This is a genomic window from Comamonas terrae (assembly GCF_001544075.1).
Classification (GTDB): domain Bacteria; phylum Pseudomonadota; class Gammaproteobacteria; order Burkholderiales; family Burkholderiaceae_C; genus Comamonas; species Comamonas terrae.
In genome coordinates, this window is sequence record NZ_BCNT01000004.1 from 275,839 (window position 1) to 299,150 (window position 23,312).

A 23,312-nucleotide genomic window follows, 5' to 3' on the forward strand; every position below is an offset into this window, starting at 1 on the left:
GGCACGGTTGTGGAGAGCTGCTTTGAAATCAGGAGCTGCCAGCGCTTGATTTTGAAAGGTTTCAGATCTCTTTGCATATGAAACTAATGGATATGGAGCGAAAAATGCTATCGAAAGAGGAATTGCCACCTGCTAGCGCCGGCGCGATTGCTCGTACAGCGGCATGACGCGCGGCACATTGCCCTCGAGCTGGCGTATGCGGTCCGGCCCCGTGGGGTGGGTGGACAGGAAGCCGGTGCCGCCGCTGCCCGTGGCCTCGCCCATCTTGCGCCACAGCGAAACGGCCGCCTGCGGGTTGTAGCCGGCGCGCGCGGCCAGTTCCAGGCCCACGAGGTCGGCCTCGCTCTCGTCGTTGCGGCTGAACTTGAGCGTCAGCAGCTGCGTGCCCAGGCGCGCCGCGGCATTGCCCAGGTCGCCCAGGCCCAGCAGCTGCGCGCCCAGGGACAGGCCCATGCCCGTGGCCTGGCTCTTGGCCAGCTGTTCGCGCGAATGCTCGCGCAGCGCATGCGCCATTTCGTGGCCCATGACCATGGCGGCTTCGTCGTCGCTGAGTCGCAGCTGGTCGAGGATGCCGGTGAAGAAGGCGATCTTGCCGCCGGGCATGCAAAAGGCATTGATCTGCCTGCTGCGGATCAGGTTGACTTCCCAGCGCCACTGGCGCGCGCGCTCGTTCCACTGCCCTGCGTAGGGAATCAGCCGCTGGGCAATGGCGCGCAGGCGCCGCAACTGGGCATCGTCGCCGCTGGCCAGCGCGCCCTGGGAGCGCGCCTTGGCCAGAAGCTCCTGGTATTGCTCGGTGGCGGCGGTCTCCAGCGCTTGCGCGGGCACCAGGTTGCGCAGCAAGGAGGCGCGCCCCACATCGACCTGGGCCAGGGCCGGCGCTGCCATAGTTGCCAGGGCGGTACCGGCGAGCAGACCCGTCAGCAACTGGCGGCGTTGCCGGCAGGTGCAGCCGGCGGGATGGGATGCGGTGGGGTGCTTGGGCATGGGCGCAGTTTAGGGCGTGCGCCCATGCCCAAGCGTAGGTCTCAATCCGGAGCGCCAGCTTCGCGCATTTCCGCGCGCACCACCAGCCACAGCCCGCAGATGACGGCAGCCAGGCCCAGCACGGCCCACCAGGCCGGGCGCTCGCCCACCACGGCCAGCGACAGCGCAAAGGCCGTGATCGGCTCGGCCTTGCTCAGGGCCACGCCCGTGGCCACGGACATGCCGCGCAGGCCCATGGAAAACAGCAGATAGGCACAGCCCGTGGCCACCACGCCCAGATAGGCCACCACGGCCCAGCCTTCGGGCGTGGTGTGCAGGGGGCCGCCCAGCAGCGCCGCACACGGCAGCGACAGCAGGGCGGCGCAGCCGAACACCCGGGCATTGGCGCGCGCCACCGGGCCTGCGCGCACCAGGGCCTGGTTGGCCAGCGCATAGGCCGCATAAGACATGCCGGCCAGCAGGCACAGGGCCATGCCGTGCCAGGGCAGCCCGCCTGCCGCGCCGGTCGATGCCAGGGCCATGACGATGCCACCGCTCACCCCTATGCAGGTGCCCAGCCACCACAGGGCTGCGGGCCAGCGCTTTTGCACGGCCGCCTGCATGAAGCCGGCCCAGATGGGGCCGCTGCCTATGGCCAGGGCCGTGCCCAGCGCCACGCCGCAGGCGCGCACGCCGGCAAAGAAGCTCAGGTTGTAGACGGCCATGCACAGGCCGCAAAAAAGGATGCGGGGTCCCATCCGCGAGGTGGGCTGCCGCGGCTGCGCTATGCCGGCCTGCGGCCGTGCGCAAAGCGCCAGTACCCCGAAGAACAGTGCGGCCATCAGCATGCGCAGGCTGCCCACCCAGTAGGCGGACAGGTCGCCTGGCGCAAAGTGCTGGGCCGTGCCTGTGGTGCCCCAGAGCATGGCGGCCAGCAGCACCAGGCCTACCGGCCCCAGGCCGGTGGCAAGGGAGGTAGCGGACGGTGCAGGATGCGTAGAGGTGCGGGTGGACATGGTGCCCCGATGTTGCGGCCACGCGTCGCGGGCAAATGTCGAGAGACTCTGGAACTGCGCGCTGTGGCGCGGGCTTTTTCCAGCTTCGCGATCATGCGCCGCGCGCTGCCTCGCGCAGCTGGCGTGAGGTCATGCCGCGCTCGCGCCGCAGCGCATAGGCCAGTGCGCTGGCCGAGGCATAGCCGCAGCGCAGGGCCGTGGCTTCCAGTGCCGCGCCGCGGGCGAGCTGGCGGCTGGCCGCATCCAGGCGCAGCGTGCGCACCCAGGCCTGCGGAGTCTGGCCGGCCAGCTCCACGAAGCGGGCGTGGAACTGTGCCACGCTCAGGTGCGCGCATTGCGCCAGCCGGGCCGTGGGCCAGCTTTCGTGCAGCGCCATCTGCACCTGCTGCTGCAGCTGCTGCAGGTCGATGCCGCGGCGCGCCAGCAGCGAAGGCGCCTGCAGCACCAGGGCCATCTGCGCGGCGGCCGACAGGTGGGAGACGGGAAAGCGCAGCGGCGGCGGCACGGCGAAGCGGCGCAGCCGGTCCAGCCCCGCGGCTTCGGGGGCGTCGATCACGAAGACCCGGGTCTGGGGCGCCGCCAGATAGCCGTGGCCGGTGCCGGCGGGAATCACCATGCCGCAGGCTGCATCGACAAAGCCGGGGCGGCCGTCGATTTCCAGCTCCATGCGCCCTTGCAGCGCGAACAGGATCTGCGCGTGGTCGTGGGCATGGGCCTCGTGCTCGCCGCTGTACCGGCGCACGGAGACCTGGGCCTCGCGCAGCGCGGGGCGGGAGGGTGCGGAGTCGGAGCGGTCGGATGTCATGGGCGGCGTGTGCCATGGTAGCGGCAACCGATAATGGCCGCTGCCGCAAGCTTCACGACCATGACCGAGCCGTCTTCCCCATCTTCCTCCTCCGCATCCTCCGAAACGCAAGACCGCGGCAACCGGCGCAGCTGGGCGCAGGCCCTGAAGATCTATGCCGAGCCCACCAGCCTGCGCATGCTGGCGCTGGGCTTTTCGGCGGGCCTGCCGCCGCTCCTGGTGCTGGGCACGCTGGGCTTCTGGCTGCGCGAGGCCGGCATCGAGCGCAGCACCATCGGCTATCTGAGCTGGGTGGGCCTGGCCTACGGCTTCAAGTGGGTGTGGTCGCCGCTGGTGGACCGGCTGCCGATTCCGCTGCTCACGCGTCTGCTGGGGCGGCGGCGCAGCTGGCTGCTGCTGGCCCAGGGGCTGATCATGGCCGGCCTGCTGGGCATGGCCTTCAACGATCCCCGCGCCGCGCTGCATCCGCTGGTCTGGTGCGCGCTGGCCGTGGCTTTCGGCTCGGCCACGCAGGACATCGCCCTTGATGCCTACCGCATCGAGTCGGCCACGGTGGAGGACCAGGCCGCGCTGGCGGCCACCTACCAGACCGGCTACCGCCTGGCCATGATCTGGGCCGGCGCCGGCGTGCTGTGGGTGGCGGCCCAGGTGCAGGGCGATGCCAAGGGCTATGTGGTGGGCGCCTGGAGCGTGGCCTATATGGCCATGGCCGCCAGCATGCTGGTGGGCGCGCTCACGGTGCTGCTGTCGCCCGAACCCCGCCCCCGGCCGTTGCCGGCAGCGCGCAATCTGCGCGAGTGGCTGCAGGGCGCGCTGGTTGCGCCGTTTGCCGACTTCGTCAGCCGCTACCGTTGGCAGGCGCTGCTGCTGCTGGCGCTGATCGGCCTGTACCGGGTCAGCGACGTGGTCATGGGCATCATGGCCAATCCCTTCTATGTGGACATGGGCTACAAGAAGGAAGAGGTGGCCGCCGTCACCAAGGTGTTCGGCGTGGTGATGACGCTGCTGGGCGGCTTTGTCGGCGGCTCCATGGCCGTGCGCTGGGGCGTGATGCGCGTGCTCATGCTGGGCGCCATCCTGTCGGCCGCCACGAACATGCTGTTCGCCTGGCTGGCCACGCGCGGCCACGACCTGACGGCGCTGGTCTGGGTGGTCAGCGCCGACAACCTGGCCGGCGGCATCGCTTCGGCGGCCTTCATCGCCTATCTTTCGGGGCTGACCAATGTGCAGTACTCGGCCACTCAGTACGCGCTGTTCAGTTCCATGATGCTGCTGGCGCCCAAATGGCTGGCGGGGTTTTCGGGCACGTTCGTCGATGCCTACGGCTATGAGGCCTTCTTCCATGCCACGGCGGCCATGGGCATTCCCGTGCTGCTTCTCATCTATCTGGCTTCCAGAGTCAAAACGGCCGAAAGCGATTGATGGGCCTGCGTATCCAGCTATCGTTTTGAGGTTTACCGAACTTTACCTGGGCGACAAGCGGGGCTGACGCAGCCGTGGGAGCATGGAAGGGAGGAGTCCCAACCGAGGCGCGAGCATGACTACACTGCCCCCTATGAGCACGCATCAACTGCTGATGATTGAAGACGACACCCGCCTGGCGCAAATGGTGGGTGATTACCTGGGCAACAACGGGCTGGAAGTCGCCCACATGGCCGACGGCAAAAGCGGGCTGGAGCGCCTGCAGCCCGCCGATGGGGGCTCGGCGCAGCTGCCCGACCTGGTGATCCTGGACCTGATGCTGCCCGACATGGACGGCCTGGAAGTCTGCCGCCGCATCCGTGCCATGTCCGGTGCCGCGGCCCAGGTGCCGGTGCTGATGCTGACGGCCAAGGGCGATCCCATGGACCGCATCATCGGCCTGGAGATCGGCGCCGACGACTATCTGCCCAAGCCCTTCGAGCCGCGCGAACTGCTGGCGCGCATCCGCGCCATCCTGCGCCGCAAGGGCAGCGACGGACCGGCGCCCGCATCGGCGGCCATGCGCTTCGGCAGCCTGGAGATCGACCGGGACGCGCGCACCGTGACCGTGGCCGGCCAGAGCTGCGACCTGACCTCCTACCAGTTCGACCTGCTGGTGGCGCTGGCCGAACGCGCGGGCCGCGTGCTCACGCGCGACCAGATCATGGAGGCCGTGCGCGGCCGCGAGCTGGAGGCGTTCGACCGCTCCATCGACGTGCACATGGGCCGCATCCGCGCCGCCATAGAGGCCGATCCCAAGAACCCCAAGCGCATCCTCACCGTGCGCGGCGTGGGCTATGTTTTTGCAAAGCAGCAGGATTAGCGCCCGCTGGGCCGCTGCGCGGGACTTGCTGGCAGCCCGTGCCTGGTGCAGGCGGTTCCAAGCCGTGCCCCGGGACAGCGATGGAGTTGAGTGAATGAAGCTGCTGCATGTTTTTTCCCAGCGCCTGTATCTGCGCATCTGGCTGGCCGTGGTGGGCGGCGTGGCCGTGCTGACGCTGACCGTGGCCTGGGCCTGGAAGATCGCCGACGAGCAGCGCGTGCAGAACAATGCCGCGCCGCCGGCGCGCGAGATCGTGCTGCGCAACGCGCTCGGCGAGGTGGTCACCGAAGGCCGGGCCTCGCGCATTCCAGGGCCACCCGGCGAGGGCCTGCGTTTCGAGATCGCGGGCTCCGACGGCCAGACCTACGAGCTGCGCATGGCGCCGCGCGAGCGCCGCGAGGGGGGCGGGCCTTCCTCGCGCGACGGCGCCGTGGCCTTCTGGCTGCGGCCGCCGTTCGGCTTTCTGTGGATGCTGGGCCTGGTGGGCGTGGCGGTGGCGATCGGTGTCTTTCCCATCATCCGGCGCCTGCTCAAGCGATTGGAAAACCTGCAGCGCGGCGTCAAGCGCTTTGGCGAGGGCGATCTGTCGGTGCGCGTGCCCGAGCACGGGCATGACGAGGTGGCCGATCTGGCCCACCAGTTCAACGCGGCCGCTGCGCGCATCGAGGCCCTGGTGACCTCGCACAAGTCGCTGCTGGCGAACGCATCGCACGAGCTGCGTTCGCCGCTGACCCGCATCCGCATGGGGCTGGAGTTCATGGGCGAAGATCCTGTCAGCGCGCGCGCCAAGTCCGAGATCCAGCGCAACATCAACGAGCTGGACCAGCTGGTCGACGAGATCCTGCTGGCCAGCCGCCTCGACACCCGCGAGGTCGATGTGGGCACGGTGGAGTCCGTCGATCTGATCGGACTGGCCGCCGAGGAGTGCGCGCGCATCGGCGCCGAGCTCGAGGTGCAGGCCGGCGGCGCGCTGGAGGTGCAGGGCATTGCCAAGCTGCTGCGCCGCGCGATGCGCAATCTGCTGGAAAACGCGCGCCGCTACAGCCGGGGCGATATCACGCTCATCCTGTCCCGGCAGCATGCGCAGGCCGTGATCCGCGTGGAAGACCACGGGCCCGGCGTGCCCGCGGCGCAGCGGGAGCGCATCTTCGAGAAGTTCTACCGCCTGCCCGGCGCCAGCGAACGTTCGGGCGGCGTGGGACTGGGCCTGTCGCTGGTGCGCTCGATTGCCGAACGCCACGGCGGCAGCGCGCGCTGCGAAGGCCGCCTGGACGGCCAGGGCGGAGCCAGCTTCGTGCTGAGCCTGCCCCTGGCCTGAGCCCGTTCAGCGGCCGGATGTGCGGGCGCCGGTTCTGTCCAGCGCGCAGATGGCCCCCCAGAAGGCCGCCAGCGAGAAGATGTAGAACATCTGGCCGCTGTTGTGGGCAAAGAAGACCTGGGTCCAGCCAAAGCCGAAATAGGCCAGCGGCAGCAGCGAGGCCGCAGCCCTGAGCGCCAGCAGCCGCGGCTGCTGCGCGGCATCGGCCCGTGCCAGCCGCGAAGGGGTGGGCCAGAACGCATACAGCGGCGCCGCATAGAAAAACAGCAGGATCGCCAGCCCGGCCATGCCGCGCTTGACCCACATGTCCAGGATCTCGTTGTGCGCATGGCCGTAATCCATGACTGAGGGATGTGCAGCGCCCTTGTCCACCATGGTCTGCTTGGCACGGACATAGCCTTCCAGGCCCCAGCCCGTCACGGGACGCTCCTCGATCAGGTGGATGGCCAGCCGCCATTGCTCCAGCCGCTGGCCGATGGAGGTCTCTGCGTATTTCTGGGGCTCGGCCAGATAGTTCCGGGCTTCCTGGACAGCGGTATCCGCGCGCTGTTCGAACTTCTTGTAAGCGGGCAGCACCAGTGCCGCACCGCCGACTAGCATGGCCAGGATGGCGACGGAAGCGATGCGCCTGTAGCCATTGCGCCAGGCCATGAGCCAGAGCGCTGCCAGCAGCAGGGGCATGGTCACCCAGGAGCCGCGCGACTCCGACAGCAGTGCGGCCAGCACGCCGCACGCGCCGCACAGGCCCAGCGCCACGCGCTGCGGCCAGCGCCAGCGTCCCAGCAGCGCCATGGCCCAGGCGGCGATGCCCAGGTACATGGCGATGCCGCCATACTGGATGGCATTGGTGAAGCCCTGGGCCTTGTTCCAGTGCAGCACCAGATACTGGTAGGCTGCCACCGCCAGCGCACCGACGGCGCCGGCGGCCACGCCCCAGATCACCGCACCGGCGGCCAGCCCTCTTTGGCTCAGCACCCAGAGGCTGAGCGCCGCCAGCGCATATTTGGCGCCATAGGCCATGCCCGCGCCCGACCATGCACGGTCCAATGCCGCCGTCCACAGCAGGCCGGTCAGAAACAGACTTGCGAGTAAGATTTTTGTTTCCCGGGAGAGCACCTCGCGTGGAGCTTTTTGCCAGCACCCCGCAATCGCCAGCAGCGCGAGCATGGCCGAGCCATAGGAGTAGCCAGACGGTACGGCCAGGCACAGGGCGAAAAACAAAAATGCCGAGAGATTCAATCCCCCGGCCAAGAAGTTCTTATACGAGTTCACTCAAGTTTCCTATCCAAACAGTCGTCGGATTTTCCGAATGTCCAACATTCCCATTGTTTATATCAACCTTGCCAAGGACACCGAGCGACATCAGCGCATGCAGGCGCAGTTCTCCCGGCTGGGATTGGAGGCTACCCGTCTTCCCGCCGTGTGGTGGAGCGATCTTCCGGATGAAGTCCAGGCGCGCCATTTCAACCCGGCGCTCAATTCCCATCAATACTTCAAGCCCATGGGCAATGGCGAAAAGGGCTGCTATTGCAGCCATATGACGGCCTGGCGCCAGTTGCTGGACGGCAATGCGGCCGCCATGGCCGTGTTTGAAGACGACGTGCGGCTGCTGCCGGCCCTGCCTCAGGCGCTGCAGGCGGTGGCCGCACTGCCGGCCGGCAGCTGGGACATGGTCAAGCTGTTCGGGCGCGCGCAAGAAAAGGTCGCCAGCCGGCGCCCCCTGGCGGAGCCCTCGCTCGAACTGATCACCTACCGCCGCGTGCCCAGTTTTGCGACCGGCTATGTGGTCAGCCGCAGCGGCGCGCGCAAGATGCTGGCAAGCCGCCAGCCCTTCGGCCGGCCCGTGGATGTGGACATGCGCTTCTGGTTCGAGAACGGCATGCGCGTTTTTGGCGTCCATCCCTCGGTCATCGCCCTGGACGACACCAGCGAGGTCAGCAGCATCTGGCAGGTGAAGGAGCCACCGGCATCCCTGATGCAGCGGCTGCGCAAGTTCAGGATGAAGCTGCAGCTGACCTGGGGCAATGCCAGACATAGAGCCAGTGCTCCCCATGTGTCCGAGACTCTGTGATCCGGCGGCCTGGTTTCAGGCACCGTCCCGGACCGGCTGGGCCAGCAGTGCGCGATAGTGCTCCCACATGTGCTCCCGGCCATAGGCGCTCAAGGCCTTTTGCCGGGCCGCCTGCCCCAGCCGCTGCGCAAGCAGGGGCTCCTGCAGCAGGCGCTTGAGCGCGGCAGCCATGGCCTGCGCGTCGGACTCCGGCACCAGCAGCCCGCTGCCTTCATGATCAATGACTTCGCGCACCCCCAGCACATCCGAGCCTACGCAGGCGCAGCCGGCGGCCATGCCCTCCACCAGGGCCAGGGGCATGCCTTCCCAGTGGGTGGACAGCACGAAGATCCGCGTGCGGGCCAGGCGCTGGGGCAAGTCGGAGACATTGCCCAGGAAATGAACCTGCTCCTGCAGGCCGAGCTGCTGCACCAGCCGCTCGGCCTGCGTGCGCTGCAGCTTGCGGCCGGCTCCGGCCAGATACAGCTGCGGCGCCAAGCCTTGCGCGCGCAGCAGTCCCAGCGCCTTGATCAGCGTGGCCTGGTCTTTTTGCCGCGCAAAGCGCGAGGCCATGAGAATGGCGGCTTCGCGATCCTCCCAGCGTGCCGGAAGCATCTCTTGCGGAAAGCGCGCCAGGTCGATGCCGTTGCAGATCGCTACGCAGCGGTCCGCGGGAAAGCCGCGCTGGACCAGGCTGGTGCGCACTCCCTCCGATACGCCGATGCTGGCCTGGGTGAAGGGGGCCAGGGCCAGAGCCTGCCTCAGGCGGCGCGGCGTGTAGCGCTCCCGCGAGTTGTGTTCCACATGGAAGATGCGCGGCACGCCTTCGGCGACCGCAGCGCGGCGGCCCCAGATGTGGTCGCTGAAGCCGTGGGCAAAAACCACGTCGGGCTTCCAGGCGCGCAGGATCTTGCGCAACTCCCACACGGTCATGGCATGCAGCCAGTTGGAAACGACATGGACCTGCAGCCCCTGCTCGCGCAGCGCCTGGACCTTGGCATCGGACGTGCTGCGCTTGCGGCGCAGCACCAGCATGACGTCCATGTCCGGGCTTTTCCGGGCAGCAAAGCACAGATCGATGGCGACCTGGGTCGCACCCGAAAAGCCGCCGGTCACGAAATGCAGAATCCGGGTCGGGCGCTGTGTGCAAGGCTGGTGCGATGCCGCCAAATTGTTTTCCATGGGTTCTGACGGACAATCCGCCTGCGACGAAATTTGTGTATTCAACCTTCAGAGCGTGTTGAAGATCTCTACGCGGTGCGAGGAGATCGTCAACACGTTCCAACCCTGCTCAAACAGTCACCATGACGCGGATTCCAGCCAGCCTTTTCAAGGGCGTTCTGCAGCTTGTACAGCCCTCCAACCTCAAAGGCTCTGCCGGCTATGCGACACCGGCACCCGTCATGCTCGCCGGCAAGGAGCACGTCCTGGAAGAGTTCCAGGGCATTCCCAGGATTCTGTGGACCTACTGGAACCAGATCCAGCCTGATGCCTTCGTGCGCGAGTGCATCGACAGCTGGCGCCTGCAATGCCCGGATTATGAAGTGCGTTTGGTCCACCCGGGCAATCTGCAAGCCTATGTGGCCGCCGGCGATCTGCCGGCACAGTTTGCACAGCTGCATCCCACCAAGCAGTCGGACTGGCTGCGCCTGTATCTCGTGGCGCACCATGGCGGCTTCTGGCTGGATGCCAGCACGCTGCTGACTGCATCGCTGGACTGGATGCAAGCGCCGCCCGACGCGGCCGTGGAGTTCGTCGGCTTCTATCTCGAGAAGTTCACGCGCGAGGTGCGCCTTCCCGTCATCGAGAGCTGGGCGTTCGGCGCACGGCCGGGCTCGGCCTTCATCACGGCATGGCAGCGGGAATTCCACCAGGCGCTGGTCGTGGAGGGGACGCAGGAGTATCTGAAGCGCCAGCAGGATCTGCCGGCCCTGCAGCAGGGCATCGAGGACCCGCACTATCTACTGATCCACATCACGGCCCAGAAGGTGCTGCGCAGCCAAGCGTTCACCCGAATGGCGCTGTACAAGGCCGAGGATACGGCCTACTACTATCACCGGTCGCTGCGCTGGAAGTGGTATCTGCTGTACCCGCAGCTGTGTCTGGTGAGGGCACCGAAGGTTTCAGCGCCCATCGTGAAGCTGCGCGGAGGAGAGCGCAGGCACTTCACGGAAATGTTCGGCCTGCATGGCGGCGCGGTGCCCGGCAGCATCTGGCACCGCGCTTTCCAGCGGCCTTGAACGGGCTGCTGCTGGCCCTGCAGGTATGAAAAGCCCCGGGGCCCAGAGCCACATCTTCAGTGGCCGCCCTCAAACACCTCGCCGGCCTTGAGGCGGTAGGTGGTGCCGCAGTAGGGGCAGCGGGCTTCGCCGGTCTTGGCCACATCCAGGTAGACCTTGGGATGGCTGTTCCACAGCTTCATGTCTGCCTTGGGGCTGGGGCAAAACACGCCGCCCTGGTGGTTCAGATCCTTGGCGGCCAGTTCGACAACGGCGTTCGTGCTCATGTTTTCGTATCTTTCTCGTGATTTTCAATGATGCGCGGCCCGCGGAACCGGCGCAGCCCAAGCCAGGGGCGCCGAGCAAGGGCCGCCCCTCCCGGAGAGAGAGGGGGGGAAGCGGCGCAGCCGCTCAGGGGGATTCTTACACCGGGGTCAGCCAGTGCGCGTATTTGGGATTGCGTCCGCCGACGATGTCGAAGAAGGCCTTCTGGATCTTCTCGGTGATGGGGCCGCGGCGGCCTTCGCCGATCTGGATGCGGTCCACTTCGCGAATGGGCGTGACTTCCGCGGCGGTGCCCGAGAAGAACAGCTCGTCCGAGATGTACAGCTCGTCGCGCGTGATGCGCTTTTGCACGACTTCCAGGCCCAGGTCCTGGCAGATGTGCAGCACGGTGTTGCGCGTGATGCCGTTCAAGGCGCCGGCCGACAGATCGGGTGTGTAGACCACGCCGTCCTTGACCACGAAGATATTCTCGCCCGAGCCTTCGGAGACGAAGCCCGAGGCGTCCAGCAAAATGGCCTCGTCGTAGCCGTCGTCCAGCGCCTCGCTGTTGGCCAGGATGGAGTTGGTGTAGTTGCTCACCGTCTTGGCCTGGGTCATGGTGATGTTCACATGATGGCGGGTGTAGCTGGAAATCCTGGTGCGGATGCCGCGCTCCATGCCTTCCTCGCCCAGGTAGGCGCCCCATGCCCAGGCCGCGACCATCAGGTGGATGGTGTTGCCCTTGGGCGAGACGCCGAGCTTGCGGTCGCCGATCCAGGTCAGCGGGCGCAGATAGCAGGACTTGAGGCCGTTGGCCTTGACCACGTCGATCTGGGCCTGGTTGGCCTGGTCCTGGGTGAACGGGATCTGCATGCGCAGGATCTTGGCGCTGTTGAACAGGCGCCTGGTATGGTCCTGCAGGCGGAAGATGGCCGTGCCCTGCTCGGTCTCGTAGGCGCGAACGCCTTCGAAGGCTCCGCAGCCGTAATGCAGCGTATGGGTCAGCACGTGGATCTTGGCGTCGCGCCAATCCACCATCTGTCCGTCCATCCAGATTTTGCCGTCGCGGTCGGACATCGAGGGAACAACAGGACTCATAAAACCATCCTCTTGGGGTTGTGTTCATTGGGCAGACACCGGGTGCCAGGGCCTGCCCGGTCGGCTGTCTCCAGAGAGCGCCATTTTAGGGCGCTCAGGCCTTCGGCGGCGTGTCCGTCGTCTCTGTTGTTTCCGGTGCGGCGGCGGCCTCCTCGTCCTGCACGGGGCGCTGCAGTGTCCACTTCATCAGCCGGCCACCCACGAATTCGCAGGTGACATGTGAGCGGGTGCCGTCGGTCCAGCGGTAGATCTCGGGGTCCCGGCCTTCCTCGGACAGGCGCTCGCCCAGCGAGCGCGTCATGGCCACCACATGCACCAGCGGCACCTTGGGCTTGAGCTTGGCATTGAGCATCACCGCGCTGCCCACATAGCCCATGGGACGGTCCGCCGCTTTTTTCATCACGCTCATCAGGCGCGTGAAATGCAGCAGAACCCACATCAGAATGCCGCCCGCCACGGCCGCGACGCCGGGCCAGCCCGCCGAGCGGAAGGCTGCGAACACCAGCACGATCAGACCCAGGGGAACCAGAATATTGCGCAAATTCATGGGCTTATTGTCTTACGGAGGGCGGGGGAGCCGGCTGTGGGCAGTGCGTATGCCCATGCAAGCGTCAAAACACAGAGGCTTTCAAAAACAGGAGCTGCTTGTACCTGTCTTGGCAGGGTTTCAGAGGCTTTTGCCTTTGATAACCATGTATTCCAGGCGCAACATGCTTCCATTATAAAAGCGAGCAAGCGCTTACCCCATGCCGCGCACAATGTTCATGGCCTCGTCCACGCGCTCCACGGCGTGGATGGTCAGGCCGGGAATGGCCTTCTTGGGCGCATTGGCCTTGGGCACCACGGCCATGGTGAAGCCCAGCTTGGCGGCCTCCTTCAGGCGCTCCTGGCCGCGCGGCGCGGGACGCACCTCGCCGGCCAGCCCCACCTCGCCAAAGGCGATGAAGCCCTTGGGCAGCGCCTTGCCGCGCAGGCTGGAAGTGATTGCCAACATCACGGCCAGGTCGGCCGCCGGCTCGTTGATGCGCACGCCGCCCACGGCATTGACGAACACGTCCTGGTCGGCGCAGGCCACGCCCGCATGGCGGTTGAGCACGGCCAGCAGCATGGCCAGGCGGTCGCGGTCCAGGCCCACGGACAGGCGGCGCGCGGCCGGGCCGCCCTGGTCCACCAGCGCCTGGATTTCCACCAGCATGGGGCGCGTGCCCTCCAGCGTGACCAGCACGCAGGAACCGGGCACGGGCTCGCTGTGCTGGGACAGGAAGATGGCGCTGGGGTTGGTCACGCCCTTGAGGCCTTTTTCCGTCATCGCGAACACGCCGATCTCGTTGACCGCGCCGAAGCGGTTCTTGATGGCGCGTACCAGGCGGAAATTGCTGTGCGTGTCGCCCTCGAAGTAAAGCACCGTGTCCACCATGTGCTCCAGCACGCGCGGGCCGGCCAGCGCGCCTTCCTTGGTCACATGGCCGACCAGGATCACGGTGATGCCCGTGGTCTTGGCCGCGCGCGTCAGGTGGGCCGCGCACTCGCGCACCTGGGCCACCGAGCCGGGCGCCGAGGACAGCTGGTCCGAATACACCGTCTGAATCGAGTCGATGACCACCACGGCGGGCTGGGTGGCCTCCATGGTGGCCAGGATCTTCTCCAGCTGGATCTCGGCCAGCACATTCACCTGGCTGGCCTCCAGGCCCAGGCGGCGCGAGCGCAGCGCCACCTGGGCACCGCTCTCCTCGCCCGTCACGTACAGCGTGGGCAGGCCCAGGCGATGCAGCGCATCCATGGCCTGCAGCAGAAGTGTGGACTTGCCTATGCCGGGATCGCCGCCGATCAGCACCACGCCGCCCTCGACCACGCCGCCGCCCAGCACCCGGTCCAGCTCCTCGATGCCGCTGGGCGTGCGCGCCACGTCCTGGGCCTCGATGGCCGACAGCGGCGTGACGGGCTGGGCATTGGCAAGGCCCGCATAGCCCTGGGGCTGGCTCAGGCGGTTCTTGCCGCCCGAGGCCGAGTCGGCCACCGTCTCGACCAGCGAGTTCCAGGCGCCGCAGCTGGGGCATTTGCCCAGCCAGCGCGGGCTGGTGCCGCCGCAGGCATTGCAGGTGAAAGTCGTTTTGTCTTTGGCCATGGGCGGCAACTATACAGAGCCGCCTCGGGCAGCTGCGGCGCCCGGGAATGACTGGCCTGCCTTTGGCCGGACGACAAATTTCAGAGCCAATAGCCATGAAAAAAGTGAGCTCATATAACTTGCATGCATGACAACAGAATTTCAGCTACAATTGCGTCCATCGACACAACGACAAGTTGCTGTCCCGAAATTACCGCGCGATGGAGCAGTCTGGTAGCTCGTTGGGCTCATAACCCAAAGGTCGGAGGTTCAAATCCTTCTCGCGCAACCAACAAAAAAGCCTTCTGGAAACAGAAGGCTTTTTTCGTTGTGCTCGCGCTAAAACAGGCACACCCCAACAAAGAGATGCCGAGCAAGAGCCGCCTCGCGGCGAAGGCATCGTCCCCCTCCCTTGGCGCGAAGCGCGTAGAGAGAGGGAAGGTGCAAAGCGCCGGGGGCTTATGGATACAGGCCGCGCATTTCGCGGGCATGCAGCATGCGCTTGCAGGCCACGATGAAGGTGGCGGTGCGCAGCGTCACCTTATGCTCCTGAGCCACGGCCCAGACCGCGGCAAAGGCCTCCTGCATGATGCGCACCAGGCGGGCGTTGATCTCGTCCTCGGTCCAGAAGAAGCTGGAGAAGTCCTGCACCCATTCGAAGTAGCTGACCGTCACGCCGCCGGCGTTGGCGATCACGTCTGGCAGCACCAGCACGCCCTTGTCGGTCAGGATGTCGTCGGCCTCGGGGGTGGTGGGGCCGTTGGCGCCCTCGATCACCATCTTGGCCTTGATCTGGCCGGCGTTGTCCTTGGTGATCTGGCCCTCCAGCGCTGCGGGGATCAGGATGTCGCATTCCACGCCCCAGAAGTCCTTGGCATCCATGGCTTGCGCGCCGGCAAAGCCGCCCACGCCGCCCGTGTTGGTCACATGCTCGAGCAGGGCCGGCACGTCCAGGCCGTTGGCGTTATGAATGGTGCCGGTATGGTCCTGCACGGCCACGACCTTGGCGCCAGCCTCGGCAAACAGCTTGCCCGCCGTGCCGCCCACGTTGCCGAAACCCTGCACGGCGACGCGCGCGCCCTGCACCGACAGGCCCGTCAGCTTGGCGGCTTCCACGCCCACGGTGAACACGCCGCGGCCCGTGGCTTCCACGCGGCCCAGCGAGCCGCCCAGGTCGATGGGCTTGCCCGTGACCACGCCGGTGGCCGTGGCGCCGGTGTTCATGGAGTAGGTGTCCATCATCCAGGCCATGATCTGGCCGTTGGTGTTCACGTCGGGAGCCGGAATGTCCTTGGAGGGGCCGATCAGCAGGCCGATCTCGCTGGTGTAGCGGCGGGTCAGGCGCTCCAGCTCGCCCTTGGACAGGGTGCGCGGATCGACGCGGATGCCGCCCTTGGCGCCGCCGTAGGGCACGTTCACGGCGGCGTTCTTCACCGACATCCAGGCCGACAGGGCCATCACTTCGGACAGCGTCACGTCCTGGTGGAAACGCACGCCGCCCTTGCCGGGGCCGCGGCTCAGGTTGTGCTGCACGCGGTAGCCCTCGAAGTGGGCAATGCGGCCGTCATCCATCTCGATGGGCACGTCCACCACCAGAATGCGCTTGGGGCGCTTGAGCGTTTCCACCCAGCGGGCCAGCGAGCCCAGATACGGCGTGACGCGATCGACCTGCTGCAGGTAGATGCCCCAGGGGCCGAGATGATCGGGGTTGAGGTAGGAGGGAAGAGCGTGCGCCATGGCGGGCGCCGAAGAGTCTTTGGCTTGCATGATGTTGCCTGGTTGACTGAAACAGGCGCTGCCGTTTTGCGGCGGCACCGGCTAGGTAGAGCAGATTAGAGCGGCGGCCGGCCGCTGTCCAAGGCAAGTTGCTTGCAGCTTTATGCGTTTTGTGCATAAGCAAAAAAACTGCGTTTCCGCAGCCCCGATTCGCGCCTGAAAACCGCATAGATGCACGAAATTTGCCATCATTGCCTTCATGCCTGAAAACAATGAATGCGAAAAAAGTGGGTGCGGTCCCGCCCCCTTTGCCAACACGCCGCCCATCGGCCTGGCGCCCGAGCTGCAGGAGCAGCAGGATGTGCTGCCTGACTGGAAGACGCTGGCGCCCGCGCTGCACGAGGACAGCTATGCCACGGCCGATGCGCTGTGGTGGTCGCGCAAGCTCGGGCAGACCATGGCCCTGGGCGCCGACGTGGCGCCGCTGATGCGCGGCGAGGACGATGCGCGCCAGGTGCAGCGGGCGCTGGCCCGGGCCTATGGCTGGTGGCCGGCCGATCGGGCGCCGCGCTACTGGAAGTCCGGCGCTGCCAGCCGCGCCGCACGCCTGCTGCATGTGCCGCTGCCGGAGGACGGCGTGCACCTGGACCGGCCCGTGGCACCGGCGCCGCAGGCCGTGTTCAATCTGCGCGGCGTGGAGGCCGAGGTGGCCCTGCGCCTGGGCCGCGAAGTGACGGCCGAGCAGGCGCTTGCCCTGACGGCGCAAGGCGCACTGGAGCTGATCGACGGCGTGGCCGTGGCCATCGAATGGGTGGATGTGCGCTGGCGCGACGGCCTCCAGGCACCGGCGCTGGCGCTGCTGGCCGACGGCCAGTGCCATGGCGGGCTGGCGCTGGGCCCCTGGCTGCCGGCCAGCGTGCTGCTAGGCCGTGACTGGGCGCAGCAGGTCTGTACGGTACAGGTCAACGGCGGCGACCCCCCGCGCTTTGCCGGCACGCACAGCCTGGGCGATCCGGCCTGGCTGCTGGCGGACTGGCTGCAGCATGTGGCGGCCGAATACGGCAGCGTGCCGGCCGGCACCGTGGTGACCACGGGCACCTGGTGCGGCTGCCAGAAGCTGCAGGCGGGCGACCGTTTCGATATCGCGTTCGAAGGCCTGGGGCAGCTGGGCTGGCAGTTCTAGATTTTGCTTCTGAAATGGAAGCGTCTTACGCTGGGCAGGAAACGATTTCAGGTTTATCTCTCTCTCAAATCGATACGGATCCGGCGCTGCATGCTTCACTTATGTGAGCGCGGCATGGCCGCGCCGCGCCCCTATTTCACCTTGATCTTGTCGAGCGCCGGGGCGCCGGGCGGGTATTGGAGACCGAGGTTGTGCAGCACCTCGCGCAGCAGCGTGGCAATCATCAGGTTGCGGTGGGTCTTGGAGTCGGCCGGCACAATGGTCCATGGCGCCCAGGGCGTGTGCGTGGCCGCCAGCAGGCGGGCGTAGGCCTGCTGGTAGTCGTCCCACTGGGCGCGCACCTGGAGGTCGCCTTCGTCGAATTTCCAGTGCTTGGTCGGGTCGTCCAGGCGTTCCTGCAGGCGCTGGCGCTGCTCCTCCTTGCTGATGTGCAGCATGAACTTGACGACGACGGTGCCGGTCTCGCTGAGCATGCGCTCGAAGTCGTTGATCTGCGCATAGCGCTGGGCCTGCTGTTCGGGCGTGATCCACCGGTTGACCACGGGCACCAGCACATCCTCGTAATGGCTGCGGTTGAAGACCACGATCTCGCCGCTGGCCGGCGCCTGCAGGTGGATGCGCCACAGATAGTCGCGCGCCTTCTCGGTCTCGGTGGGCGCCTTCCAGCCCACGGTGCGCACGCCCAGCGGCGTCATCTGGCTGAACACGCCGCGCAGCGTGCCGTCCTTGCCGGCTGCGTCCATGCCCTGCAGGATGACCAGCAGCTTGAAGCGGCGATCGGCATAGAAGACGTTCTGCAGCCCGTCCAGGTCCTGGGCGAGTTCGCTGACCAGCGCCTTGTCGTGGGCCTTGCCCTTGCCCGAGGAAAACGGCTTGGAAGCGGGGGCATAGCGGAGCAGGTCGATCGGCGGTGGCATCGCGTCCGCGGCCCGGCCTGCATCGCGCGCCACACCGGGTTGCCACTGCTGCCACAGGACTTGCAGCGCGGCATCGCGGCTGACGAACGGCGGCAAAGGGGCGGGCAGTGCGGCGGCCTTGCCTGCCTTGACAGCCTGTTTGCCCGAGGGCTTGCGGACAGGGCCGGACGGGCTTTGCGCGGCCTTGACCGATGCGCTGGTGGGAAACGGCACGGCGGGCAGCACCGCCTTGGGCGGCCGGGTGGTCTTGCGGGTTTGCAGCATGGCTTTAGGCTCCGGGAACAAAAAGGGGCGCTGGGCGGTGCGGGGCATCGAGCGCTGTTTTGCCACAGCTTCGGTGCCGCCGCCGTCAGCCGACTTCCGCAGTCATGCCGTGTCGGGCGGGCGCTCGCGCAGCAACTGCACGAAGCGGCGCGCCGCCAGTCCCATCGGGCGCTCCTTGGACCAGACCCAGTCCACGAACAGCGTGGTGCCGTTGCTCAGGCTTTGCACGGGTATCTCCATCAGGCTGCCGGCCGCGATATGGGGTTCGACCAGGGTCCGGGGCAGCCAACCCCAGCCCAGACCCGCGCTGATGAGGGACAGCGCCGCCTGGTGGCTGTCCGTGCGCCAGCGCTGCTGGGCAAAGACAAAGCGCGTATCGATCTGGGCGGGGTCGCGGCTGGCCATCAGCACCTGGCGCGCGGCGGCCAGCTGCTCCACCGTGAGCCGGGCCTGGGCGCCATGCTCCGTGCGGGCCTGCTGCCACGGCGCAAAGCCGGGCGCCATCACGGCCACCAGGGTTTCGCGGCCCATTTCCTGGAAGCCTTCGCGGCCATCGATGGCGGGGCGCTCGAAGACCAGGGCCAGGTGCGCGCGCCCCGCATGCAGCAGTTCCAGGGCGTCGGTCTGCGGGGCGGCCAGCACCTCGACGGGCAGGGCCGGGAATTCCTGCACCAACTGGGCCAGCGTGCCGGTCCAGTGGGTGGACAGCAGCTCGGGCGCGATGGCCAAGGTCAGCCGTTCTTCCAGACCCTGGTGCAAGGCGCTGGCCTGCCAGTTGAGCTGCTGCAGCTGTTCGGCCAGCAGGCGGGCCTGGGGCTCCAGCGCACGGGCGGCGGCCGTGGGCACGGGCTCGCGCCCGCTGCGGTCGAAAAGCTGCAGGTCCAGCTCGGCTTCGAGCTGGGCAATGGCCATGCTGACGGCCGAAGGCACGCGCCCGAGCCGGCGCGCGGCCGCGGAGAAAGAGCCGGCATCGAGCACGGCCAGAAACAGGGGTACCTGATCGGCGGCAAAGGGCATGGCTTGGACTTGTCAGAAAAACTGAAAGAAGCTGACTTTTATCTTCAATTTTCAGAACATACACTGCATCCCATGTCTCAACAAGTTTCTGTTTCCACCGCAGCGGCCGCCGCTGCGTCGTCTTCGGTTTCCAGCGCTTCCCGCACGTCCGGTTCCCGGCAGGCCACCGGCCTGCAAGGCCCCAAGCGCCGCGTCATCTACGTTTCCCTGTATGAGGCCATCGCCATCGCCGTCTCCAGCCTGATCTTCATGGCCATCGGCCAGGAAGCCGGCGCATCCGGCGTGATGGCCGTGGCCGCGTCGGCCATTGCGATCTGCTGGAACCTGGGCTTCAACTACCTGTTTGAAAAATGGGAGGCGCGCCAGAGCGTCAAGGGCCGTTCCGTGCTGCGCCGCGTGGTGCATGCGATCGGCTTCGAGGGAGGCATTGCCGCCATGCTGATCCCGCTGATGGCCTGGTGGTTCGAGGTGTCGCTGTGGCAGGCGGCGGTGATGGAAGCCGGCCTCCTGGTGTTCTTCATGGTCTATACCTTTGCCTTCAACTGGGCGTTCGACCGGATCTTCGGCCTGCCGGCATCGGCGCAGGGCTGATGACCCGTTGCGCCTCCGCGCCGCGGCGTGGGCAGGCGCTTTCACTTTCCCGGATTTGGTTACAACCGGGAGTCAACCGGGCCGCCTGGTGTCTCGTTGGAATCTCCACAAGTCATGGCGATGCCTGCGCATCGCCGGAGAGGTCAAGATGAACTACAGAAAGCTCGCCTTCGCCGGTTTGCTGGCCATGGCGGCCACCGGTGCCTTTGCCAGGGTGGACCTGAACATCGGCATCGGCGTGCCGGGCCCCGTCATGGTGGCGCCTGCCCCCGTGTATATGCCGCCGCCAGCCTATGTGGTTCCCCGGCCCGTCTACACGCCGCGCCCGGTGGTGGTCATGCCGCAGCAGCCCGTCTATGCACCGGGATGGCGAGGCTATGACGACGACCGCTGGGAACGGTGGGACCGGGGCTGGCGCAGGCACCACCATCGCCACTGGCGCCATGGCGATGACGATGACGACGATTGAGCCGCCCGGCTCCACGCTGCAGGACGGATGGTCACAGGTGCTTTGCGCAAGCCCCGGGGCGGCAGCTGCCGGAGGCGCGCGCTAGAATAGCGCTCTCTTCCGAGGAGCGCTGCAGCGCCCGCCAGCCCGTCAGGGTCTGAGCCGCGGCGTCAGGCTCGGAAGCGGCGGCCCTGCATGCCGCCCTGCATTCACAACGGCGCTCACCTGTCCTGTTTCTGTCTTGGTTTTCTACAGGTGAGCGTGATGTCTGCTGCGTCCCCCGTTTCCATTCCCCCCATGCGCCTGTCGGGCCTGGAGCCCGTCTTCATCGGCGAAGGCACGCTGTTCGTCAATGTGGGCGAGCGCACCAACGTCACGGGTTCCAAGGCGTTCGCGCGCATGATCCTCAACGAACAGTACGAGGAAGCGCTGTCGGTGGCGCGCCAGCAGGTGGAAAACGGCGCCCAGGTCATCGACGTGAACATGGACGAGGCCATGCTCGACAGCAAGGCCGCCATGGTGCGCTTCCTGAACCTCATCGCCTCCGAACCCGACATCGCCAAGGTGCCGGTGATGGTGGATTCGTCCAAGTGGGAAGTGATCGAGGCCGGCCTGCGCTGCCTGCAGGGCAAGGGCATCGTCAATTCCATCTCCATGAAGGAGGGCGTGGACGAATTCAAGCGCCAGGCCCGGCTCATCAAGCGCTACGGCGCGGCCGCCGTGGTCATGGCCTTCGACGAGCAGGGCCAGGCCGACACCTACCGGCGCAAGATCGAGATCTGCGAGCGCGCCTACCGCGTGCTGGTCGACGAGGTGGGCTTTCCGCCCGAGGACATCATCTTCGACCCCAACATCTTCGCCGTGGCCACCGGCATCGAGGAGCACAACAACTACGCGGTGGAGTTCATCGAGGCCACGCGCTGGATCAAGCAGAACCTGCCTGGTGCCAAGGTCAGTGGCGGCGTGTCCAACGTGAGCTTTTCCTTCCGCGGCAACGACCCGGTGCGCGAGGCCATCCATACCGTGTTCCTCTACCACGCCATCCAGGCGGGCATGGACATGGGCATCGTCAACGCCGGCATGGTCGGCGTCTATGACGACCTGGAGCCGCAGCTGCGCGAGCGCGTGGAGGACGTGGTGCTCAACCGCCGCCCCGATGCGGCCGAGCGCCTGCTGGAGATCGCCGAGGCCGCCAAGGGCGCGGCCAAGGACGACAGCAAGAAGCTCGAATGGCGCGGTACCCCGGACGCCCCCAAGACCGTGGGCGAGCGCCTGTCGCATGCGCTGGTGCACGGCATCACCGATTTCATCGTCGAGGACACGGAAGAGGCCTACCAGCAGATCGTGGTGCAAGGGGGCGGTCGCCCGCTGCACGTGATCGAAGGCCCGCTGATGGACGGCATGAACATCGTCGGCGACCTGTTCGGCGCCGGCAAGATGTTCCTGCCCCAGGTGGTGAAATCCGCGCGCGTGATGAAGCAGGCCGTGGCCCACCTGATCCCCTACATCGAGGAGGAAAAGCGCCAGCAGGAAGCCGCGGGCATGGACGTGTCCAGCAAGGGCAAGATCGTCATCGCCACCGTCAAGGGCGACGTGCACGACATCGGTAAGAACATCGTCACCGTGGTCCTGCAGTGCAACAACTTCGAGGTCATCAACATGGGCGTGATGGTGCCCTGCCACGAGATCCTGGCCAAGGCCAAGGCCGAGGGCGCGGACATCATCGGCCTATCTGGCCTGATCACGCCCAGCCTCGAAGAGATGCAGTACGTGGCCGGCGAGATGGACAAGGACGAGTACTTCCGTATCAGGAAGATTCCGCTGCTGATCGGCGGCGCCACCTGCTCGCGCGTGCACACGGCCGTGAAGATCGCGCCCAAGTACGACGGCCCCGTGGTCTACGTGCCCGACGCCTCGCGCAGCGTGAGCGTGGCGCAGAGCCTGCTGGGCGAAGGCAAGCAGGCCTACCTGGACGAGCTGCAGGCCGACTACGACAAGGTGCGCACCCAGCACGCCAACAAGAAGAAGACGCCGCTGTGGCCGCTGGCCCAGGCCCGCGCCAATGCCACGCCCGTGGACTTCGCCGCCCACCCCCCCGTGGCGCCGCGCGTGCTGGGCCGCCGCGTGTTCAAGAATTTCGACCTGGCCGAGATCGCCCAGTACATCGACTGGGGCCCGTTCTTCCAGACCTGGGACCTGGCCGGGCCTTACCCCGCCATCCTCGACGACGAGATCGTGGGCACCGAGGCGCGCAAGGTGCTGGCAGATGCGCAGGTCATGCTCAGGAAGATCATCGAGGGCCGCTGGCTCACGGCCAACGGCGTGATGGCCTTGTATCCCGCCAACCGCGTGGGCGACGACATCGTGTTCTACAGCGACGAGTCGCGCAGCACCGAGCTCATGACCTGGTACGGCCTGCGCCAGCAGACCGAGAAGCAGATGGTCGACGGCGCGATGAGGCCCAGCCGCTGCCTGTCGGACTTCGTGGCCACCAAAGAATCCGGCATCAAGGACTACGCCGGTTTGTTTGCCGTGACGGCCGGCATCGGCGCCGAGAAGAAGGACAAGGAGTTCCAGGCCGCGCTGGACGACTACTCGGGCATCATGTTCAAGGCCCTGGCCGACCGCCTGGCCGAGGCCTTTGCCGAGTGCCTGCACGAGCGCGTGCGCAAGGACCTGTGGGGCTACGCGGCCGACGAGCAGCTGACCAACGAGCAGCTCATCAAGGAGCAGTACCAGGGCATACGCCCCGCGCCCGGCTACCCGGCCTGCCCGGACCACACGGCCAAGATCGATCTGTTCAGGCTGCTGGACGCCAGGGAGATCGGCATGGAGCTGACCGACAGCCTGGCCATGTTCCCGGCATCGAGCGTGAGCGGCTTCTACCTGGGCAGCCCCGAGGCTACGTATTTCAACGTGGGCCAGATCGGCGAGGACCAGCTGGCCGACATGGCCGAGCGCCGCGGCATGGACATCGAGGAGCTGCGGCGCCTGCTGGCGCCGAATCTGGGCTGAGCATAAAAAGAAAAGCCACCTCGCGGTGGCTTTCTTA

The 23,312-nt window shown here is 66.8% G+C and carries 21 protein-coding genes, 1 tRNA gene and 1 riboswitch; of the genes, 10 read left to right on the forward strand and 12 right to left on the reverse strand.

Annotated elements, in window-relative coordinates; translation table 11 throughout:
* Positions 1-132: 132 nt before the first annotated feature.
* The 3 genes from Cte04_RS07555 to Cte04_RS07565 form a co-directional block, all read right to left on the reverse strand.
* A complete protein-coding gene (locus Cte04_RS07555; protein WP_083526549.1) occupies positions 133-888 on the reverse strand; it encodes a M48 family metallopeptidase in 756 nt (251 codons plus the stop codon).
* 140 nt (positions 889-1,028) lie between these two features.
* Positions 1,029-1,982 carry a DMT family transporter gene (locus Cte04_RS07560; RefSeq protein WP_083526550.1) on the reverse strand — a complete coding sequence of 318 codons (954 nt, stop codon included), beginning with the start codon at positions 1,980-1,982 and terminating at the stop codon, positions 1,029-1,031.
* A gap of 91 nt (positions 1,983-2,073) precedes the next feature.
* Positions 2,074-2,787: a helix-turn-helix domain-containing protein gene (locus Cte04_RS07565; protein ID WP_066474820.1), complete on the reverse strand. Its 714-nt coding sequence runs from the start codon at positions 2,785-2,787 to the stop codon at positions 2,074-2,076.
* A gap of 60 nt (positions 2,788-2,847) precedes the next feature.
* Here Cte04_RS07565 and Cte04_RS07570 point away from each other — a divergent pair, with 60 nt between their 5' ends.
* From Cte04_RS07570 to Cte04_RS07580, 3 genes are all read left to right on the forward strand, one after another.
* Positions 2,848-4,209 carry an AmpG family muropeptide MFS transporter gene (locus Cte04_RS07570; protein ID WP_245633317.1) on the forward strand — a complete coding sequence of 454 codons (1,362 nt, stop codon included), beginning with the start codon at positions 2,848-2,850 and terminating at the stop codon, positions 4,207-4,209.
* 115 nt (positions 4,210-4,324) lie between these two features.
* Positions 4,325-5,071, forward strand: coding sequence for a response regulator (locus tag Cte04_RS07575; protein WP_066474826.1), 747 nt, complete (start codon positions 4,325-4,327; stop codon positions 5,069-5,071).
* 94 nt (positions 5,072-5,165) lie between these two features.
* A complete protein-coding gene (locus Cte04_RS07580; RefSeq protein ID WP_066474829.1) occupies positions 5,166-6,389 on the forward strand; it encodes an ATP-binding protein in 1,224 nt (407 codons plus the stop codon).
* Positions 6,390-6,395: 6 nt separating this feature from the next.
* On the opposite strand, the gene Cte04_RS07585 is transcribed toward Cte04_RS07580, so the two are convergent.
* Positions 6,396-7,661, reverse strand: a complete 1,266-nt coding sequence (locus tag Cte04_RS07585) for an O-antigen ligase family protein (RefSeq protein WP_066474839.1) — start codon at positions 7,659-7,661, stop codon at positions 6,396-6,398.
* Positions 7,662-7,698: 37 nt separating this feature from the next.
* Here Cte04_RS07585 and Cte04_RS07590 point away from each other — a divergent pair, with 37 nt between their 5' ends.
* Positions 7,699-8,460 (forward strand): glycosyltransferase family 25 protein, encoded by a 762-nt coding sequence (locus Cte04_RS07590; protein ID WP_066474841.1) that lies wholly within the window; start codon positions 7,699-7,701, stop codon positions 8,458-8,460.
* Between the two features lie 15 nt (positions 8,461-8,475).
* Here Cte04_RS07590 and Cte04_RS07595 read toward each other — a convergent pair whose 3' ends face one another.
* A complete protein-coding gene (locus Cte04_RS07595; RefSeq protein WP_066474846.1) occupies positions 8,476-9,621 on the reverse strand; it encodes a glycosyltransferase in 1,146 nt (381 codons plus the stop codon).
* Positions 9,622-9,743: 122 nt separating this feature from the next.
* On the opposite strand from Cte04_RS07595, the gene Cte04_RS07600 reads away from it, so the two are divergent.
* On the forward strand, positions 9,744-10,679 hold the full coding sequence (locus tag Cte04_RS07600) for a glycosyltransferase family 32 protein (protein WP_083526551.1): 936 nt from the start codon (positions 9,744-9,746) through the stop codon (positions 10,677-10,679).
* Between the two features lie 56 nt (positions 10,680-10,735).
* On the opposite strand, the gene Cte04_RS07605 is transcribed toward Cte04_RS07600, so the two are convergent.
* From Cte04_RS07605 to radA, 4 genes are all read right to left on the reverse strand, one after another.
* Entirely contained in the window at positions 10,736-10,945 is a 210-nt protein-coding gene (locus Cte04_RS07605) for a zinc-finger domain-containing protein (RefSeq protein ID WP_066474847.1), read from the reverse strand.
* Between the two features lie 136 nt (positions 10,946-11,081).
* Positions 11,082-12,020 carry a branched-chain amino acid transaminase gene (locus tag Cte04_RS07610; protein ID WP_066474849.1) on the reverse strand — a complete coding sequence of 313 codons (939 nt, stop codon included), beginning with the start codon at positions 12,018-12,020 and terminating at the stop codon, positions 11,082-11,084.
* A 94-nt stretch (positions 12,021-12,114) separates the two neighbouring features.
* Positions 12,115-12,567, reverse strand: coding sequence for a glycerate kinase (locus Cte04_RS07615; RefSeq protein ID WP_066474853.1), 453 nt, complete (start codon positions 12,565-12,567; stop codon positions 12,115-12,117).
* Between the two features lie 192 nt (positions 12,568-12,759).
* Positions 12,760-14,145 carry a DNA repair protein RadA gene (radA, locus tag Cte04_RS07620; RefSeq protein WP_066474856.1) on the reverse strand — a complete coding sequence of 462 codons (1,386 nt, stop codon included), beginning with the start codon at positions 14,143-14,145 and terminating at the stop codon, positions 12,760-12,762.
* A gap of 194 nt (positions 14,146-14,339) precedes the next feature.
* On the opposite strand from radA, the gene Cte04_RS07625 reads away from it, so the two are divergent.
* Positions 14,340-14,416, forward strand: a tRNA-Met gene (locus Cte04_RS07625).
* Between the two features lie 167 nt (positions 14,417-14,583).
* Here Cte04_RS07625 and Cte04_RS07630 read toward each other — a convergent pair.
* Entirely contained in the window at positions 14,584-15,891 is a 1,308-nt protein-coding gene (locus Cte04_RS07630; protein ID WP_066474862.1) for a Glu/Leu/Phe/Val family dehydrogenase, read from the reverse strand.
* A gap of 208 nt (positions 15,892-16,099) precedes the next feature.
* On the opposite strand from Cte04_RS07630, the gene Cte04_RS07635 reads away from it, so the two are divergent.
* Positions 16,100-17,023 (forward strand): fumarylacetoacetate hydrolase family protein, encoded by a 924-nt coding sequence (locus Cte04_RS07635; RefSeq protein ID WP_083526552.1) that lies wholly within the window; start codon positions 16,100-16,102, stop codon positions 17,021-17,023.
* 131 nt (positions 17,024-17,154) lie between these two features.
* On the opposite strand, the gene Cte04_RS07640 is transcribed toward Cte04_RS07635, so the two are convergent.
* Positions 17,155-18,252 carry a PPK2 family polyphosphate kinase gene (locus Cte04_RS07640; RefSeq protein ID WP_370671020.1) on the reverse strand — a complete coding sequence of 366 codons (1,098 nt, stop codon included), beginning with the start codon at positions 18,250-18,252 and terminating at the stop codon, positions 17,155-17,157.
* A gap of 54 nt (positions 18,253-18,306) precedes the next feature.
* Positions 18,307-19,221: a LysR family transcriptional regulator gene (locus Cte04_RS07645; protein WP_066474865.1), complete on the reverse strand. Its 915-nt coding sequence runs from the start codon at positions 19,219-19,221 to the stop codon at positions 18,307-18,309.
* 72 nt (positions 19,222-19,293) lie between these two features.
* Here Cte04_RS07645 and Cte04_RS07650 point away from each other — a divergent pair, with 72 nt between their 5' ends.
* The 3 genes from Cte04_RS07650 to metH all read left to right on the forward strand — a co-directional run bounded on the left by Cte04_RS07650 (position 19,294) and on the right by metH (position 23,275).
* Positions 19,294-19,812: a PACE efflux transporter gene (locus tag Cte04_RS07650; protein ID WP_083526554.1), complete on the forward strand. Its 519-nt coding sequence runs from the start codon at positions 19,294-19,296 to the stop codon at positions 19,810-19,812.
* A gap of 148 nt (positions 19,813-19,960) precedes the next feature.
* A complete protein-coding gene (locus tag Cte04_RS07655) occupies positions 19,961-20,281 on the forward strand; it encodes a hypothetical protein (RefSeq protein WP_066474868.1) in 321 nt (106 codons plus the stop codon).
* Between the two features lie 95 nt (positions 20,282-20,376).
* A riboswitch (S-adenosyl-L-homocysteine riboswitch) is annotated at positions 20,377-20,490 on the forward strand.
* Positions 20,491-20,524: 34 nt separating this feature from the next.
* Positions 20,525-23,275, forward strand: coding sequence for a methionine synthase (gene metH / locus Cte04_RS07660; RefSeq protein ID WP_083526555.1), 2,751 nt, complete (start codon positions 20,525-20,527; stop codon positions 23,273-23,275).
* Positions 23,276-23,312: the final 37 nt, after the last annotated feature.

Excerpts from the sequence above, each read along its gene's own strand:
- Cte04_RS07555 (WP_083526549.1), bottom strand. The coding sequence starts at position 888 with ATGGCAGCGCCGGCCCTGGCCCAGGTCGATGTGGGGCGCGCCTCCTTG.
- Cte04_RS07560 (WP_083526550.1), bottom strand. The coding sequence starts at position 1,982 with ATGTCCACCCGCACCTCTACGCATCCTGCACCGTCCGCTACCTCCCTT.
- Cte04_RS07565 (WP_066474820.1), bottom strand. The coding sequence starts at position 2,787 with ATGACATCCGACCGCTCCGACTCCGCACCCTCCCGCCCCGCGCTGCGC.
- Cte04_RS07570 (WP_245633317.1), top strand. The coding sequence starts at position 2,848 with ATGACCGAGCCGTCTTCCCCATCTTCCTCCTCCGCATCCTCCGAAACG.
- Cte04_RS07575 (WP_066474826.1), top strand. The coding sequence starts at position 4,325 with ATGACTACACTGCCCCCTATGAGCACGCATCAACTGCTGATGATTGAA.
- Cte04_RS07580 (WP_066474829.1), top strand. The coding sequence starts at position 5,166 with ATGAAGCTGCTGCATGTTTTTTCCCAGCGCCTGTATCTGCGCATCTGG.
- Cte04_RS07590 (WP_066474841.1), top strand. The coding sequence starts at position 7,699 with ATGTCCAACATTCCCATTGTTTATATCAACCTTGCCAAGGACACCGAG.
- Cte04_RS07595 (WP_066474846.1), bottom strand. The coding sequence starts at position 9,621 with ATGGAAAACAATTTGGCGGCATCGCACCAGCCTTGCACACAGCGCCCG.
- Cte04_RS07600 (WP_083526551.1), top strand. The coding sequence starts at position 9,744 with ATGACGCGGATTCCAGCCAGCCTTTTCAAGGGCGTTCTGCAGCTTGTA.
- Cte04_RS07605 (WP_066474847.1), bottom strand. The coding sequence starts at position 10,945 with ATGAGCACGAACGCCGTTGTCGAACTGGCCGCCAAGGATCTGAACCAC.
- Cte04_RS07610 (WP_066474849.1), bottom strand. The coding sequence starts at position 12,020 with ATGAGTCCTGTTGTTCCCTCGATGTCCGACCGCGACGGCAAAATCTGG.
- Cte04_RS07615 (WP_066474853.1), bottom strand. The coding sequence starts at position 12,567 with ATGAATTTGCGCAATATTCTGGTTCCCCTGGGTCTGATCGTGCTGGTG.
- radA (WP_066474856.1), bottom strand. The coding sequence starts at position 14,145 with ATGGCCAAAGACAAAACGACTTTCACCTGCAATGCCTGCGGCGGCACC.
- Cte04_RS07630 (WP_066474862.1), bottom strand. The coding sequence starts at position 15,891 with ATGCAAGCCAAAGACTCTTCGGCGCCCGCCATGGCGCACGCTCTTCCC.
- Cte04_RS07635 (WP_083526552.1), top strand. The coding sequence starts at position 16,100 with ATGCCTGAAAACAATGAATGCGAAAAAAGTGGGTGCGGTCCCGCCCCC.
- Cte04_RS07640 (WP_370671020.1), bottom strand. The coding sequence starts at position 18,252 with ATGCCCCGCACCGCCCAGCGCCCCTTTTTGTTCCCGGAGCCTAAAGCC.
- Cte04_RS07645 (WP_066474865.1), bottom strand. The coding sequence starts at position 19,221 with ATGCCCTTTGCCGCCGATCAGGTACCCCTGTTTCTGGCCGTGCTCGAT.
- Cte04_RS07650 (WP_083526554.1), top strand. The coding sequence starts at position 19,294 with ATGTCTCAACAAGTTTCTGTTTCCACCGCAGCGGCCGCCGCTGCGTCG.
- Cte04_RS07655 (WP_066474868.1), top strand. The coding sequence starts at position 19,961 with ATGAACTACAGAAAGCTCGCCTTCGCCGGTTTGCTGGCCATGGCGGCC.
- metH (WP_083526555.1), top strand. The coding sequence starts at position 20,525 with ATGTCTGCTGCGTCCCCCGTTTCCATTCCCCCCATGCGCCTGTCGGGC.